The organism is Streptomyces sp. NRRL F-5135 (assembly GCF_000719775.1).
GTDB lineage: Bacteria > Actinomycetota > Actinomycetes > Streptomycetales > Streptomycetaceae > Streptomyces > Streptomyces hebeiensis.
The window spans coordinates 638,577-653,266 of sequence record NZ_JOHR01000001.1 but is presented as its reverse complement, the minus strand read 5'-3'; the positions used below and the strand labels follow the sequence as shown (position 1 = coordinate 653,266).

The following is a 14,690-nucleotide window of genomic DNA, read 5'->3' as shown; positions in this document are numbered from 1 at the left end:
GCGGATCCAGGCCATGAGTGGGCCCGGTTCATCGTTCGTCCCCCTCGTGGGCGGACCCGTCCGCGGCCCCCGGGGCGGTCCAGGTGAAGTGCGGCTCGCGGCGCTCCAGGAAGGCGGCGACTCCCTCCGCCGTCTCCCCGCTGTCGCGCGCCTGCCGGGCCCAGTGGGCGTCGCGGCCGGTGCGGCCCGACACGGACTCCTTGGCCGCGGCCTGGGTCAGCCCCGACCGGGCGACCAGGACGCGGGTGAACTCCGCGACACGCTCGCCGAGTCCGCCCGCGGGCAGTACCTCGTCGACCAGTCCGGTGCGCAGGGCGCGCTCCGTACCGATCAACTCGGCGGAGTACAGCAGGTAAGAGGCGCTCGACGGCCCCACCAGCGAGACCAGCCGGCGGGTGGACGACGCCGGGTAGGCGATGCCCAGGCGCGCCGGAGTGATGCCGAACCACGCTCCCTCCTCCGCGAACCGCAGGTCGCAGGCGACCGCCAACTGGCAGCCGCCGCCCACGCAGTAGCCGCGCACGGCGGCGAGCGTCGGCTTGGGGAAGGCGGCCAGTGCCTCTTCCGCCGCGACCACGGGCGCCCGCGTGTCCTCGTCCGGATCCCGCAGCGAGGAGATGTCGGCCCCGGCGCAGAAGGTGTCGCCCGCACCGGTCAGGACCAGGACCCGGACGGCGGGATCGGCCGCCAGACGCGCCAGCAGCGGGGGCAGTTGGCGCCACATCGACGGGGTCATCGCGTTGCGCTTGTCGGGACGGTGTATGACCACGGTCGCGACGCCGTCGGCCACGGTGTGCGGCAGCTGGGGCTCCATGCGCGGGATGCTATCCGCCGGAAGATGCGCTGGTATCCCGGAGGCATGTGCACCTGCTCCAAAACCATCATTAAAAGGTCAAGGTCGAACAACTTGTCATCATCTGCGTGCACTTCCGGTCGCACTCCACCAATAACCATTGACTTCTGTTCAGTAATTGAGTAGAGCCCGGCGGATCCCAAGACTCGGTCCCTGACGGACGAGGCGCGACATCGTCCGCACCGGCCGAACCGAGGGGATCGAGGGGATGAGGATGGGGCCGCAGAGGGAGAGCCGCGGGAGTGTTCCGGGCCCGGCGCCGCTGCCGTACGAAGGGGTCTGGCGGTTCACAGCGCCCGCCGTCGACGTCTCCGTACCGAGGACCAGACGCGCGGTGCGGGACCTGCTGGAGCGGCGGCGCGTGCCCGCCGGGGAGGCGGTCGTGGGGGCCCTGCTGCTGATCCTCTCCGAACTGGTCACCAACGCCGTCCGGCACGCCGCCGTGGTGTCACCGGAGATCGCCGTCGAAGTGGGGGTCGGCGCGGGGTGGTTACGGGTCTGTGTCGAGGACCGCCATCCCTACCGGCCCACGGTCCTGGAGGCCGACCCGGAGCGCACGGGCGGCCGCGGGCTGCTGCTCGTACGGGAGATCACCCAAGAGGCCGGCGGCGGCTTCGACATCGAGCGCACCGCGGACGGCGGAAAGGCCGTCCGGGCGATCCTGCCCTTCGAGCCGTCGGCCACGGTACCCGGGCCCGTCGGGACACCGTCGCGCACGACCGGAGCGCAGGCGCCGACCGGCGAGGCCCCGTCGGCCCGGCCCCGGGCCCGCGCCGCCGCGTCGCACGACGCGCCCCCTCGCGCCGTACCGCCGCCCCAGCCCGTACCGGCCCGTACCCCACGAGGTCTCCGCCCGCAGGAGCGTGACGCGCGGGACGACCTGCGAGAGCGTGACCCACGAGACCACGACGCGCCGTCGTGGGGCGGCGTCACCAGCCCCCGGCGGACCCCGTGAGCTCCCTGATCGCCGGGCGCGCCGCGTCCAGGACGGTCATGAACCACGCCGAGAACGGCGCCGCGGCATGCCGCTCGGCCAGTTCCGCCGGGCTCACGAACGCGGTCTCGCCGACCTCCTCCGGATCGGGCCGGGGCGCCGCCTGCGCCAGCCCGACGAACAGGTGGTTGTACTCCTGTTCGACCAGTCCGGAGTGCGGGTCGGGGTGGTTGTAGCGCACCGTGCCGGCCTCGGCGAGGAGCGTGGGCGAGACGCCCAGTTCCTCGTACGTCCGGCGGGCCGCCGCGGCGAACGGCGACTCGCCGGGGTACGGATGACCACAGCAGGTGTTCGACCACACCCCCGGAGAGTGGTACTTGCCCAGGGCGCGGCGCTGGATCAGCAGCCGCCCCTGCTCGTCGAAGAGGAACACGGAGAACGCCCGGTGCAGCTGTCCCGGCGCCTGGTGCGCCGCGAGCTTCTCGGCGGTGCCGACGGTGTTGCCGCTCTCGTCGACGAGCTCCAGCAGAATCGGTTCTCGGGTGCCGCTCGACGCGTCGCTCGCCGTGCTCGCCGTCGTGACTGGTGTGGTCGGCATAGCCATCCTTCGCTTCGGGCCTGGCACCCAAGTCTGCCCCACGGGGACCCGGTCCTCGCACCTCGGGCGGGTGGGCATGTCCGTTCTCGTCACCGCCCGTGGGTGTCGTCCGCGCCCGCTCCCGCCAGGTCAGGACGGGGGTGCGCCGGATCGGGACGGGGGTCGTCGGCGGGTCCCGTCCCGATCCGGTGGTCCGCCGGCGGCCGTCAGTGGCAGAGCTTCGCCTCGTGCGCCGCGTGGCCCCGGGGCTCCAGCTGGAAGGTGCAGTGTTCGACGTCGAAGTGGTGACCGAGACAGCCCTGGAGGTCGTGCAGCATCTTCTCGTGCCCCTCCGTGTCCAGCGCGTCCTGGTCCACCACCACGTGGGCCGAGAGCACCGGGAGCCCGGAGGTGATCGTCCAGGCGTGGAGGTCGTGGACGTCCGCGACGCCGGGCAGCGCGAGCATGTGGGCCCGTACCTCGCCCATGTCCACGCCCTTGGGCGCCGCCTCCAGCAGGACGTTCAACGTCTCCCGCAGCAGCTTGACCGTGCGCGGCACGATCATCAGGCCGATCAGCAGGCCCGCGATCGGGTCGGCCTGCTGCCAGCCCGTGAGCAGTACGATCCCGGACGAGACCAGGACGGTGAGCGAGCCGAGGGTGTCCGCGAGGACCTCCAGATACGCCCCGCGCACATTGAGGCTGTCCTTCTGGCCCCGTACGAGCAGCGAGAGGGAGACCAGGTTCGCGACCATGCCGACGAACGCCACGATGAGCGCCAGGCCGCCGCGGGTCTCGGACGGCGTGACGAAGCGCTCGAGGGCCTCGTACAACAGGAAGCCCCCGACGCCGAGCAGCAGCACACAGTTGGCCAGCGCGGCCAGGATCTCCGCGCGGGCATAACCGAAGGTGCGGTTGGCGGTCGCCGGGCGGTTCGCGAAGTGGATGGCGAGCAGGGCCATCCCGAGCCCCACGGCGTCCGTCGCCATGTGCGCCGCGTCCGCGAACAGTGCGAGGGAACCGGCGGCCACACTGCCGACGATCTCCACCACCATCACCGACAGTGTGATCGCGAGCGCGACGCGCAGCCGCCCCCGGTAGGCCGCGGTCGTGGTTCCCATCGGTGGTCCGCCGTGCGTGTGCCCGTGACTGTGGCCTGCCCCCATGTGGACGCCTCCCGGTCGTTCCGACGCTCTCGACGATCTGCCGACGACGTCAGTGAACTACGGGTGGGGGGTATCCGGCAACACGGCACTGAACACCGTTGTCATATGCTCTGACCTGCGGAAATGAAACGCAGGTCAGGCGCTTGGGGGGCAGCCGTACGGCCCTGCGACCGGTCGTACGGTCGTCGACGCGGCGGAGCCTCAGCGGCGCGCGGCCGCCGGGTGGGACAGCAGCCAGCCCTCCCAGGCGGACTCGACCATCTCGCGCAGGCCCCGGCTCGCGGTCCAGCCCAGCTCCCGTTCGATCAGGCCGACCGCGGCCACCGCCGTCGCGGCGTCGCCCGGCCGACGCCCCTCGACCACCGGCGGCGTGCGGTCACCGGTGACATCGGCCACCAGGTCCGCCAGCTCCCGGACCGAGACACCCTCACCGCGGCCGATGTTGACCGTGAGGTCTCCCGGGTCCCCGGCCGCGTCCCGGTCGGCCAGCCGGCGCGCGGCGGTCAGGTGGGCGTCGGCGAGATCCGCGACATGGATGTAGTCACGGACGCAGGTGCCGTCCGGGGTCGGGTAGTCGTCCCCGAAGATCCGTGGTGCCTCGCCCCGGGTGATCCGGTCGAAGTACATCGGGATGATGTTGAACACCCCGGTGTCGGAGAGCTCGGGCAGCGCGGTCCCCGCCACGTTGAAGTAGCGCAGACATCCGGTGGAGATCCCGTGTGCCCGGCCCGTGGCCCGTACCAGCCACTCGCCCGCGAGCTTCGTCTCGCCGTACGGATTGATCGGTACGGTCGGCGTCCCCTCCGTGATCAACGGCACATCGGGCACCCCGTACACGGCGGCGGAGGAGGAGAAGAGGAAGCGCCGCACCCCCGCCGCGACGACCGCGTCCAGCAGCACGGTGAGCCCGTGCACGTTCTCCCGGTAGTACCGCAGCGGCTGCTCGACGGACTCCCCGACCTGCTTTTTGCCCGCGAGGTGCACCACACCGGTGACCCCGTGGCCGGCGAGCGTACGGTCCACCAGCTCCCGGTCCGCCAGCGAGCCCCGGACCAGCGGAACGCTCCCGGGCAGCCGCTCGGCGAGTCCCGACGACAGGTCGTCGAGGACGACCACGCGCTCCCCGGCCCCGGTCATGGACCGCACCACATGTGCCCCGATGTACCCCGCACCGCCTGTGATCAGCCACGTCATCCCGCCACCCTAACGGCGCCCGCGCGTGGTCCCGGGCGCCACCGGTCACGACGACCTCGCCGCGAAGTCCCGGGCGCGACGTTCCGGCGGCCGGAACCTCGCCCGTGGTTTGTGGGGCGGGTCACCGATCGACGATGATGATCTCCGCGCGGACCACTCCCGCCCAGATCAGGGCGTCGGCCGCGTAAACGGGCGGTGAACTAGGCCTTCTGTTCATCCGATAGCCTCTGCCGACACGCCGCCGTCCGGATTCCCGGGCCACGTCTTCGCGCGCCCCGCCCTGTCAGTGCCAAGGAGTGAGTTCGTCTGTCGACCGCCATCCTCACCGGTTCCCCGGTACCCGGATCGCCGCTCGAAGGCCATCTGCGGTCGCTGGGTTTCGACGTACGTACCGCGCCGGGCGCCGACGAGGCCCGGAGCCTGCTCGCCTCGGCGCCCGCCGCCGAGCGCGTCGCCCTGGTCGACGCCGGCTTCGTCGGCCACCTGCACGCCCTGCGGCTGGCACTGACCGACCCCCGCTTCCCGGCCGCCGCCGTACCCGGGGCGCTCACCGCCAAGCCGGAGGCGCGCGCCGCGCTGCTGCGCGCCCTGGCGTCTGTCGCGGACGGCCCGGGCGAAACGGCGAGTATCCCGAGCGCACCGGGGACGGCGGGCGGGGCCCCGGCGGCCGGCGTCGCCGCGCCGGCCCGCACCGACGTTCCCTCCGCCGCCCCGGCCGCGGCCCCGGCCGAAGGACCGGCCGCCACCGCCGTCGCCCCGGCCGCCCCGCTCGCCGACCGGGTCGCCGCCGCCCTCGGCACCGGCGGCACCGCCGTGCACCGCCCCGAACTGGGCTCGCTCGTCGCCGCCGTACCGGCCGGCCCCGACGCCCGGGAACAGGCCGAGACGGCCGTGGCCGCCGTGGACGACGAGGCCGTACGCCTGCGCTCCGCCGTGAAGGCGCGCGACGGGTTCTTCACCACCTTCTGCATCAGCCCCTACTCCCGCTACCTCGCGCGCTGGTGCGCGCGCCGGGGCCTGACCCCCAACCAGGTCACCACCGCGTCGCTGTTCACCGCGCTGATAGCGGCGGGCTGCGCCGCCACCGGCACCCGGGGCGGCTATGTCGCCGCCGGGGTGCTGCTCCTCTTCTCGTTCGTGCTCGACTGCACCGACGGCCAGCTCGCCCGCTACTCGCTCCAGTACTCCACGATGGGCGCCTGGCTGGACGCGACCTTCGACCGCGCCAAGGAATACGCGTACTACGCGGGCCTCGCGCTCGGTGCCGCCCGGGGCGGGGACGACGTCTGGGCCCTCGCCCTGGCCGCGATGGTCCTCCAGACCTGCCGCCACGTCGTCGACTTCGCCTTCAACGAGGCACACGTCGACGCCACCGCCGCGACCTCCTCCGGCAAGGCCGTGACCGGCACCCCCACCACCGCGCTCTCCACCCGGCTCGACAGCGTCGGCTGGACGGTGTGGGTACGCCGGATGATCGTGCTCCCGATCGGCGAGCGCTGGGCGATGATCGCCGTGCTGACCGCCCTGACCACGCCCCGCGTCGTCTTCTACGCGCTGCTCGTCGGCTGCGCCTTCGCCGCCTGCTACACCACGGCCGGGCGGGTGCTGCGCTCGGTGACGCGCAAGGCCACCCGTACCGACCGCGCCGCGCGGGCGCTGGCCGACCTCGCCGACCCGGGACCGCTCGCCGAGGCCGTCGCACGGGTGCTGCGCCGCCCGGCCCGGAAGCTCCCCGGCCCGCTGCCCCTCCTGATCGCCGTCGCCGGCGCCGCCACGGTCCTCGCCACGGCCGCCCTCGCGCCGCTCACGGCCCCCTCGTCCGGGTACGCGCCCTTCGACAGCCCCGTGATCATCATCGGTGGCGTGGTGTACGTCCTGACCTCGGGGCTGGCCGTCGCCCGGCGGATGGGCGGCGCGCTCGACTGGCTGATCCCCCCGGTCTTCCGGGCGGCCGAGTACGGCACGATCCTGGTCCTCGCCGCCCGCGCCGACGTGCCCGGCGCTCTCCCGGCGGCGTTCGGGCTGGTGGCGGCGGTCGCCTACCATCACTACGACACGGTGTACCGCATCCGCGGCGGCGCCGGCGCCCCGCCCCGCCGGCTCGTCCGGGCCCTCGGCGGCCACGAGGGCCGCACGCTGCTGGTCATCGTGTTCGCCGCCCTCTCCACGCGCGCATTCGGCCTCCCGCTGGAGCTGACGCTGATCACCGCCGCCGTGGCGCTGGTCGCGCTGGTGGAGTCCATCCGGTTCTGGGTGTCCTCCGGAGCCCCAGCCGTACACGACGAAGGAGAACCCGCATGATCGGCCTCGTACTGGCCGCCGGTGCCGGACGGCGTCTGCGCCCCTACACCGACACGCTCCCGAAGGCCCTCGTGCCCGTGGACCCGGCGGGGGAGGGGACCACCACGGTCCTCGACCTCACCCTGGGCAACTTCGCCGAGGTCGGCCTGACCGAGGCCGCGATCGTCGTCGGCTACCGCAAGGAGGCCGTGTACGAGCGCAAGGCCGCGCTGGAGAAGACGTACGGCATCGAGCTCACCCTGATCGACAACGACAAGGCCGAGGAGTGGAACAACGCCTACTCCCTGTGGTGCGCGCGGGACGTGCTGCGCGAGGGCGTGATCCTCGCCAACGGCGACACCGTCCACCCGGTCTCCGTCGAGAGGACGCTGCTCGGCGCGCGCGGCGCGGGCCGGCGGATCATCCTCGCCCTGGACACGGTCAAGGAACTGGCCGAGGAGGAGATGAAGGTCGTCACGGACGGCCCCAAGGGCGTACGCAGGATCACCAAGCTGATGGACCCGGCCACCGCCACCGGCGAGTACATCGGGGTGACGCTGATCGAGCCCGAGGCCGCGGCGGATCTCGCCGACGCGCTGAAGACCACCTTCGAGCGCGACCCCGACCTCTACTACGAGGACGGCTACCAGGAACTGGTGAACCGCGGCTTCACCCTCGACGTCGCCCCCATCGGCGACGTCCCCTGGGTGGAGATCGACAACCACGACGACCTCGCGAAGGGCCGTGAGATCGCGTGCCTGTACTGACGCGGCTCATCCCGTCGCCCGTCGTCGTCGACATCAGGCCGGGCGCCCTGGACGACCTCGCCGGGCTCCTCGCCGACCAGCGGATCTCCGGCTCGGGCAGGCTGTCGATCGCCATCAGCGGCGGCTCGGGCCGAGCGCTGCGGGAGCGGTTCGCCCCGGTGCTGCCCGGTGCCGACTGGTTCCCGGTCGCGGACGGCACGATCGACTCGGCGGTCAGGCTCGCGGACGACATCAAGGGCAGCCGCCGCTACGACGCCGTCGTCGGACTCGGCGGCGGCAAGATCATCGATGTGGCGAAGTACGCGGCGGCCCGGGTCGGGCTGCCGATGGTGGCCGTGGCCACCAACCTCTCGCACGACGGCATCTGCTCACCGGTCTCCACCCTGGACAACGACAACGGCCGCGGCTCCTACGGCGTCCCCACCCCGATCGCCATGGTCGTGGACCTCGACGTCATCCGGGACGCCCCGGTCCGCTTCGTCCGCTCCGGCATCGGGGACGCCGTCTCCAACATCTCCGCCATCGCCGACTGGGAGCTCTCCCACCGGATCAACGGCGAGCCGGTCGACGGACTGGCCGCCGCCATGGCCCGGACGGCCGGCGAGGCGGTTCTGCGCCACCCCGGCGGGGTCGGCGAGGACGAGTTCCTCTCCGTCCTCGCCGAGGCGCTGGTCCTCTCCGGCATCGCCATGTCGATCAGCGGGGACACCCGCCCCTCGTCCGGCGCCTGCCACGAGATCAGCCACGCCTTCGACCTCCTCCACCCCAAGCGGGCCGCGCTGCACGGCGAGCAGGTCGGCCTCGGCGCCGCCTTCGCCATGCGGCTGCGCGGCGCCCACGAGGAGTCACAGCTGTTCACGGAGGTGCTGCGGCGCCACGGGCTGCCCGTGCTGCCCGAGGAGATCGGCTTCTCCGTGGACGAGTTCGTACGGGCCGTCGCCTACGCGCCGCAGACCCGTCCGGGCCGCTTCACCATCCTCGAGCACCTCGACCTGTCCACCGACCAGATCAGGGACGCGTACTCCGACTATGCCTCGACCATCAGTAGCTGAACTCCGCCCGGTCGTTCACCCGGAGGGAGTGAAGGACCGGCGCAGCGGAGAGCACTGGGCCGGGCGACTGTACATGCGGGAGATCTCGCTGCACGTCGACCCGTTCCTGGTGAACACCAGGATCACGCCGAACCAGCTCACGTACCTCATGGTGGTCGTGGGGATCGCCGGCGGGGCCGTCCTGCTCGTGCCCGGGCTGACCGGGGCGATCCTCGCGGCCGTCCTGTTCCAGATCTACCTGCTGCTCGACTGCGTCGACGGCGAGGTGGCCCGCTGGCGGAAGCAGACCTCCATCACGGGGGTCTACCTCGACCGCATCGGCCACTACCTGTGCGAGGCGGCCCTCCTGGTCGGCTTCGGTGTGCGCGGCGCGGACGTCTTCCACCAGGACGGCTCGTCGACCAACTGGCTGTGGGCCTTCCTCGGCACGGTCGCGGCCCTCGGCGCCATCCTGATCAAGGCGGAGACCGACCTGGTCGACGTGGCGCGCCAGCGCAGCGGGCTGCCCGCCGTCAAGGACGAGGCGTCCACGCCCCGGTCCTCCGGCCTGGCGCTGGCCCGCAGGGCCGCCGCCGCGCTCAAGTTCCACCGGCTCGTCGGGGGGATCGAGGCCAGCCTCTTCATCCTCGTCGTGGCGATCGCCGACATGGTCCGGGGGGACCTGTTCTTCACCCGGCTCGGCATCGCGGTACTGGCGGGCATCGCCGTTCTCCAGACGCTCCTGCACCTGGTCTCCATCCTGGCGTCCAGCAGGCTGAAGTGAGCGACCTGCGGCTCGGCGCGGTCATCATCACCATGGGTGACCGCCCCGCCGAGCTCCGGGCGCTGATCGACTCGGTCGCCCGGCAGGAGGGCGAGCCGGTCGAGGTCGTGGTGGTCGGCAACGGTGCCCCGGTGGGCGACGTGCCCGCCGGGGTGCGGACGGTGGAGCTGCCCGAGAACCTGGGCATCCCGGGCGGCCGGAACGTCGGTATCGAGGCGTTCGGGCCGGCCGGGCGGGACGTGGACGTGCTGCTCTTCCTCGACGACGACGGGTGCCTGCCGAACGCCGACACCGCGCGGCTGGTCCGCGAGGCGTTCACCGCGGACCCCCGCCTCGGCGTCGTCAGCTTCCGCATCGCGGACCCGGACACCGGCCGCACCCAGCGCCGGCACGTGCCCCGGCTGCGCGCCTCGGACCCGATGCGGTCCTCGCGGGTGACGACGTTCCTGGGCGGGGCCAGCGCCGTGCGCACGCGGGTGATCGCCGAGGTCGGTCCACTGCCCGGGGAGTTCTTCTACGCGCACGAGGAGACGGATCTCGCCTGGCGGGCCCTGGACGCGGGATGGATGATCGACTACCGGGCCGACCTGGTGCTCACCCACCCCACGACCCAGCCCTCCCGGCACGCCGTCTACCACCGCATGGTGGCCCGCAACCGGGTCTGGCTCGCCCGCCGCAACCTGCCCCTGCCCGTCGTCCCGTGCTACCTGGGCGTATGGCTGCTCCTCACGCTGTTCCGGAGTCCGTCCCGGGCCGCGCTCACGGCGTGGTTCGGCGGGTTCCGGGAGGGCTGGGCGACGCCGTGCGGTCCGCGCCGCCCGATGAAGTGGCGTACGGTATGGCGCCTGACCCGGCTGGGCCGACCGCCTGTCATCTGACAAGCTCGGCTCTGAGAGCATCGGGGGGAGACCGGTCGGTCTCGCCCCCGGGGCCTGGCCCTCTCGCGCCTGTGCCCGTCCGGCTGCGCATCTTGAAGACGAAAGTTTCAACTTGTGAGTGACACAACCCATGAGGGTGCGATCGCTGTGAGCGCCCCCCCGTCGCCCGACGACGGACTCTCCCCGGCCGAGCTCGCCGCCAAGCACGGCCTGTCGGTGAGCGGTGCCCGGCCTTCGCTGGCCGACTACGTACGCCAGCTGTGGGGCCGGCGCCACTTCATCCTGGCCTTCTCCCAGGCGAAGCTCACGGCCCAGTACAGCCAGGCGAAGCTCGGTCAGCTCTGGCAGGTGGCCACCCCCCTGCTGAACGCCTTCGTCTACTACCTGATCTTCGGCCTGATCCTGGGCACGAAGCGGGGCATCCCGCAGGACGTCTTCGTGCCGTTCCTGGTCACCGGCGTCTTCGTGTTCACCTTTACCCAGAGCTCGGTGATGGCCGGCGTGCGCGCGATCTCCGGCAATCTGGGGCTCGTACGGGCCCTGCACTTCCCCCGGGCGTCCCTGCCGGTCTCGTTCTCGCTCCAGCAGCTCCAGCAGCTGCTGTTCTCGATGATCGTGCTGATCGCCGTGGCGGTCGCCTTCGGCAGCTATCCGCGGCTGAGCTGGCTGCTGGTCCTGCCCGCGCTGGCGCTCCAGTTCGTCTTCAACACCGGCCTCGCGCTGATCATGGCGAGGCTCGGGTCCAAGACCCCCGACCTGGCCCAGCTGATGCCGTTCATCATGCGCACCTGGATGTACGCCTCGGGTGTGATGTTCTCCATCCCCCTCATGCTCAAGGACCGGCCGGGCTGGATCACCGACGTCCTCCAGTACAACCCGGCGGCCGTCTACATGGACCTCGTCCGCTTCGCGATGATCGACGGCTACGGCTCGGAGAACCTGCCCGCGCACGTCTGGCTCGTCGCGGTGGCCTGGGCCGTGCTCCTGGGCATCGCGGGCTTCGTGTATTTCTGGAAGGCGGAGGAGCGGTACGGCCGTGGCTGACGACATCAAGCAGGACCGCGTACCCACCGTCATCGCCGACGACGTCCACATCGTCTACCGCGTCAACGGCGGGGGCGGCGGCCGGGGCAGCGCCACCGCCGCGCTGAGCCGCATACTCCGCCGCGACAAGGGGGAGTCGCGGGGCGTCCGCAAGGTCCACGCCGTACGGGGGGTCAGCTTCACCGCGTACCGCGGCGAGGCGATCGGTCTGATCGGCACCAACGGCTCGGGCAAGTCGACCCTGCTGCGCGCCATCGCGGGTCTGCTGCCCGCCGAGAGCGGCAAGGTCTACACCGACGGCCAGCCCTCGCTGCTGGGTGTCAACGCCGCGCTGATGAACGACCTGACCGGTGAGCGCAACGTCATCCTCGGCGGACTGGCCATGGGGATGACACGGGAACAGATCCGCGACCGCTATCAGTCGATCGTCGACTTCTCCGGCATCAACGAGAAGGGCGACTTCATCACGCTCCCGATGCGGACGTACTCCTCCGGCATGGCCGCCCGGCTGCGCTTCTCCATCGCCGCGGCCAAGGACCACGACGTCCTGATGATCGACGAGGCGCTCGCCACCGGTGACCGGAAGTTCCAGATCCGCTCCGAGGAACGGATCCGTGAGCTGCGCAAGCAGGCCGGCACGGTGTTCCTGGTCAGCCACAGCAACAAGTCGATCCGGGACACCTGCGACCGGGTGCTGTGGCTGGAGAAGGGCGAGTTGCTGATGGACGGCCCGACCGACGAGGTCATCAAGGCCTACGAGAAGGAGACGGGCAAGTGACGCATCCGTAGGGCCGCCGCCCCGCGCCGGTACGCACGCCCGACGGGCCCTCGCCGGATCACCCCGCGAGGGCCTCGCCGTTCCCGTCGGCACGGCGGCCGCCCGGCACGGTGCCCGCCGGCCCGGCCGGCCTGGTCCGGCGGCGACGTAGAGTGATCATTGACCGTCAAGGGCCGGTCAAGTCCACGGGACCCGGGGATGGTTGGCGCGTCATGCGATGTTCTCGTGGAGGGCACCTCACCCAGCGGTGTTCCGCGCACCCGTACAACGTAAGCTGGACGGGTGCCGATTCGTGGCAAGTGGGGTCATACCCCCGGACGGCTTCAGCCGCCGGACAGGCTGCTGGACCGGGCCGACCGGGCGGCGTGTCCGAAATGAGTTGCATTGCGTCGGCAGTGTAGAACGGGAGATGTGACGGCAATGACAGGAAATCTCCGACTCTGCGAGGATTCCGCCGTCCCCGTGCCGGGCAGCACCCAGTGACGGGCCCCCCGCAGGTGCGATCCGTCGATTCCTCGCGTTCCTCGCGTACGACGCTGGACAAGGCCGCGGACGAGAACTTCCCCGTGGCCCCTTTCTTCGTGCCCCGCGCCTGGCGCGCCGACCTGATGGCCGTCTACGGCTACGCCCGGCTCGTGGACGACATCGGCGACGGCGATCTGGCCCCTGGCGGCGCCGACGCCCGCCACCTGGGAGTTCCCCCGGACCGCGGCGACGACCGCGCGGCCCTGCTCGACGCCTTGGAAGCCGACCTGCGGCGCGTCTTCGACCCCGCGGCGCAGGCCCCCGGCCACCCCCTGCTGCGTGCCCTGATCCCCACCGTACGGCGCCGCTCCCTCACCCCCGAGCCCTTCCTCGGGCTGATCGGGGCCAACCGCCAGGACCAGGTCGTGCGCCGCTACGAGACGTACGACGACCTCCTCGCCTACTGCGAGCTGTCCGCCAACCCCGTCGGCCGGCTCGTCCTCGGCATCACCGGCACCACGAGCCCCGAGCGCGTGCGCCGCTCCGACGCCGTCTGCACGGCGCTCCAGATCGTCGAACACCTCCAGGACGTGGCCGAGGACCTCGGCCGGGACCGCGTCTACCTGCCGGCCGAGGACATGAAGCGGTTCCGCGTCACCGAGGCCGACCTCGCCGCTCCCACCGCGAACGCGTCGGTCCGCTCACTGATCGCCTTCGAGGCCGAGCGCGCCGGGCAGCTGCTGGCCGAGGGAACCGCGCTGGTGGGCAGCGTCCACGGCAGGCTCCGGCTGCTGCTCGCCGGATTCGTCGGCGGCGGGCGCGCCGCCCTCGCCGCGATCGCGGCCGCCGGGCACGATGTGCTCCCCGGACCGCCCAGACCCGCCAAGGCACGCCTGCTGCGCGAAGTGGGAGCCGTCTTGCGAAGTGCGCACAGAGAGGGATGAGCCGGACCATGGAGGGAACGACGCCCATGTCCGCGCCGGTACTGGCGGCCTACAGCTACTGCGAGGCCGTCACCGGGCAGCAGGCCCGCAATTTCGCCTACGGCATCAGGCTGCTGCCGGCCGAGAAGCGGCAGGCCATGTCCGCGCTGTACGCCCTCTCGCGGCGGGTGGACGACATCGGCGACGGCACGCTCTCGGCCGAGGCCAAGCAGGTCCGCCTCAAGGAGACCAGGGCCCTGCTCGACCGGGTCAGGGACGGCCGGGTGGCCGAGGACGACACGGACCCGGTCGCCGTCGCCCTGGCCGACGCCGTGCGCCGCTTCCCCATTCCCGTCGGCGGACTGGACGAACTGATCGACGGCGTTCTGATGGACGTGCGGGGCGACACGTACGAGACCTGGGACGACCTGAAGGTGTACTGCCGGTGCGTCGCGGGGGCCATCGGGCGGGTCTCGCTCGGCGTGTTCGGCACGACGCCCGGCGCGCCCGGCGCGGAGCGTGCCCCGGAGTACGCCGACACCCTCGGCCTCGCCCTCCAGCTCACCAACATCCTCCGGGACGTCCGCGAGGACGCCGCCAACGGCCGTACCTACCTGCCCGCCGACGACCTGGCCAAGTTCGGCTGTTCGGCCGGCTTCCACGGCTCCACCCCGCCGCCCGGCGCCGACTTCCCCGGCCTGGTGCGGTTCGAGGTACGCCGCGCCCGCGCGCTGTTCGCCGAGGGACTGCGGCTGCTGCCCCTGCTCGACCGCCGCAGCGGCGCCTGCACCGCCGCCATGGCCGGGATCTACCGCCGGCTGCTGGACCGGATCGAGCGCGACCCCGCCGCCGTGCTGCGCGGCCGGGTCTCCCTGCCCGGCCACGAGAAGGCGTACGTCGCCGTGCGCGGCCTGTCCGGGCTCGACGCCCGGCAGATCTCCCGGCAGGCCGTCAGGAGGCGAGGCTGATGCGCCACCCGTCCCGCGCCTGCTCCCGCGACTCCCGTGCGGGCGGGC

14 protein-coding genes and 1 pseudogene are annotated in these 14,690 nt (G+C 72.3%); 10 read left to right on the top strand and 5 right to left on the bottom strand.

What is annotated here, in order from left to right; genetic code table 11:
* Nucleotides 1-28 precede the first annotated feature (28 nt).
* Nucleotides 29-814, bottom strand: a complete 786-nt coding sequence (locus IG02_RS0102990; protein WP_030741368.1) for an enoyl-CoA hydratase/isomerase family protein — start codon at nucleotides 812-814, stop codon at nucleotides 29-31.
* Nucleotides 815-1,067: 253 nt separating this feature from the next.
* Between IG02_RS0102990 and IG02_RS42490 the strand changes: the two are divergent.
* A pseudogene (locus tag IG02_RS42490) lies at nucleotides 1,068-1,532 on the top strand (ATP-binding protein); the annotation flags it as partial.
* 250 nt (nucleotides 1,533-1,782) lie between these two features.
* Here IG02_RS42490 and idi read toward each other — a convergent pair.
* The 4 genes from idi to IG02_RS42485 all read right to left on the bottom strand — a co-directional run bounded on the left by idi (nucleotide 1,783) and on the right by IG02_RS42485 (nucleotide 5,207).
* Nucleotides 1,783-2,385 carry an isopentenyl-diphosphate Delta-isomerase gene (gene idi / locus IG02_RS0102980; protein ID WP_030741361.1) on the bottom strand — a complete coding sequence of 201 codons (603 nt, stop codon included), beginning with the start codon at nucleotides 2,383-2,385 and terminating at the stop codon, nucleotides 1,783-1,785.
* Between the two features lie 206 nt (nucleotides 2,386-2,591).
* Complete coding sequence (locus IG02_RS0102975; protein WP_030741358.1) at nucleotides 2,592-3,530, bottom strand: cation diffusion facilitator family transporter; 939 nt, start codon at nucleotides 3,528-3,530, stop codon at nucleotides 2,592-2,594.
* Between the two features lie 201 nt (nucleotides 3,531-3,731).
* Nucleotides 3,732-4,724 carry a UDP-glucose 4-epimerase GalE gene (gene galE, locus IG02_RS0102970; RefSeq protein ID WP_030741355.1) on the bottom strand — a complete coding sequence of 331 codons (993 nt, stop codon included), beginning with the start codon at nucleotides 4,722-4,724 and terminating at the stop codon, nucleotides 3,732-3,734.
* 213 nt (nucleotides 4,725-4,937) lie between these two features.
* Nucleotides 4,938-5,207 carry a hypothetical protein gene (locus tag IG02_RS42485; protein WP_234314577.1) on the bottom strand — a complete coding sequence of 90 codons (270 nt, stop codon included), beginning with the start codon at nucleotides 5,205-5,207 and terminating at the stop codon, nucleotides 4,938-4,940.
* On the opposite strand from IG02_RS42485, the gene IG02_RS0102960 reads away from it, so the two are divergent.
* The 9 genes from IG02_RS0102960 to hpnD all read left to right on the top strand — a co-directional run bounded on the left by IG02_RS0102960 (nucleotide 5,088) and on the right by hpnD (nucleotide 14,642).
* Nucleotides 5,088-7,025, top strand: coding sequence for a DUF5941 domain-containing protein (locus tag IG02_RS0102960; protein ID WP_234314596.1), 1,938 nt, complete (start codon nucleotides 5,088-5,090; stop codon nucleotides 7,023-7,025). The genes IG02_RS42485 and IG02_RS0102960 overlap by 120 nt on opposite strands.
* Complete coding sequence (locus tag IG02_RS0102955) at nucleotides 7,022-7,771, top strand: sugar phosphate nucleotidyltransferase (RefSeq protein ID WP_030741346.1); 750 nt, start codon at nucleotides 7,022-7,024, stop codon at nucleotides 7,769-7,771. Before IG02_RS0102960 ends, IG02_RS0102955 begins: the two co-directional genes overlap by 4 nt.
* On the top strand, nucleotides 7,759-8,823 hold the full coding sequence (locus IG02_RS0102950) for an iron-containing alcohol dehydrogenase family protein (RefSeq protein ID WP_030741343.1): 1,065 nt from the start codon (nucleotides 7,759-7,761) through the stop codon (nucleotides 8,821-8,823). Before IG02_RS0102955 ends, IG02_RS0102950 begins: the two co-directional genes overlap by 13 nt.
* Entirely contained in the window at nucleotides 8,801-9,586 is a 786-nt protein-coding gene (locus tag IG02_RS0102945; protein ID WP_199813938.1) for a CDP-alcohol phosphatidyltransferase family protein, read from the top strand. The genes IG02_RS0102950 and IG02_RS0102945 overlap by 23 nt, the downstream gene beginning before the upstream one ends.
* A gap of 5 nt (nucleotides 9,587-9,591) precedes the next feature.
* Nucleotides 9,592-10,464: a glycosyltransferase family 2 protein gene (locus IG02_RS0102940; protein ID WP_030741338.1), complete on the top strand. Its 873-nt coding sequence runs from the start codon at nucleotides 9,592-9,594 to the stop codon at nucleotides 10,462-10,464.
* Nucleotides 10,465-10,578: 114 nt separating this feature from the next.
* Complete coding sequence (locus IG02_RS0102935; RefSeq protein ID WP_030741336.1) at nucleotides 10,579-11,508, top strand: ABC transporter permease; 930 nt, start codon at nucleotides 10,579-10,581, stop codon at nucleotides 11,506-11,508.
* Nucleotides 11,501-12,286, top strand: a complete 786-nt coding sequence (locus IG02_RS0102930) for an ABC transporter ATP-binding protein (protein ID WP_030741334.1) — start codon at nucleotides 11,501-11,503, stop codon at nucleotides 12,284-12,286. Before IG02_RS0102935 ends, IG02_RS0102930 begins: the two co-directional genes overlap by 8 nt.
* A gap of 497 nt (nucleotides 12,287-12,783) precedes the next feature.
* Nucleotides 12,784-13,695 carry a squalene synthase HpnC gene (hpnC, locus tag IG02_RS0102925; protein ID WP_420707705.1) on the top strand — a complete coding sequence of 304 codons (912 nt, stop codon included), beginning with the start codon at nucleotides 12,784-12,786 and terminating at the stop codon, nucleotides 13,693-13,695.
* On the top strand, nucleotides 13,692-14,642 hold the full coding sequence (gene hpnD / locus IG02_RS0102920; protein ID WP_030741328.1) for a presqualene diphosphate synthase HpnD: 951 nt from the start codon (nucleotides 13,692-13,694) through the stop codon (nucleotides 14,640-14,642). Before hpnC ends, hpnD begins: the two co-directional genes overlap by 4 nt.
* Nucleotides 14,643-14,690 lie beyond the last annotated feature (48 nt).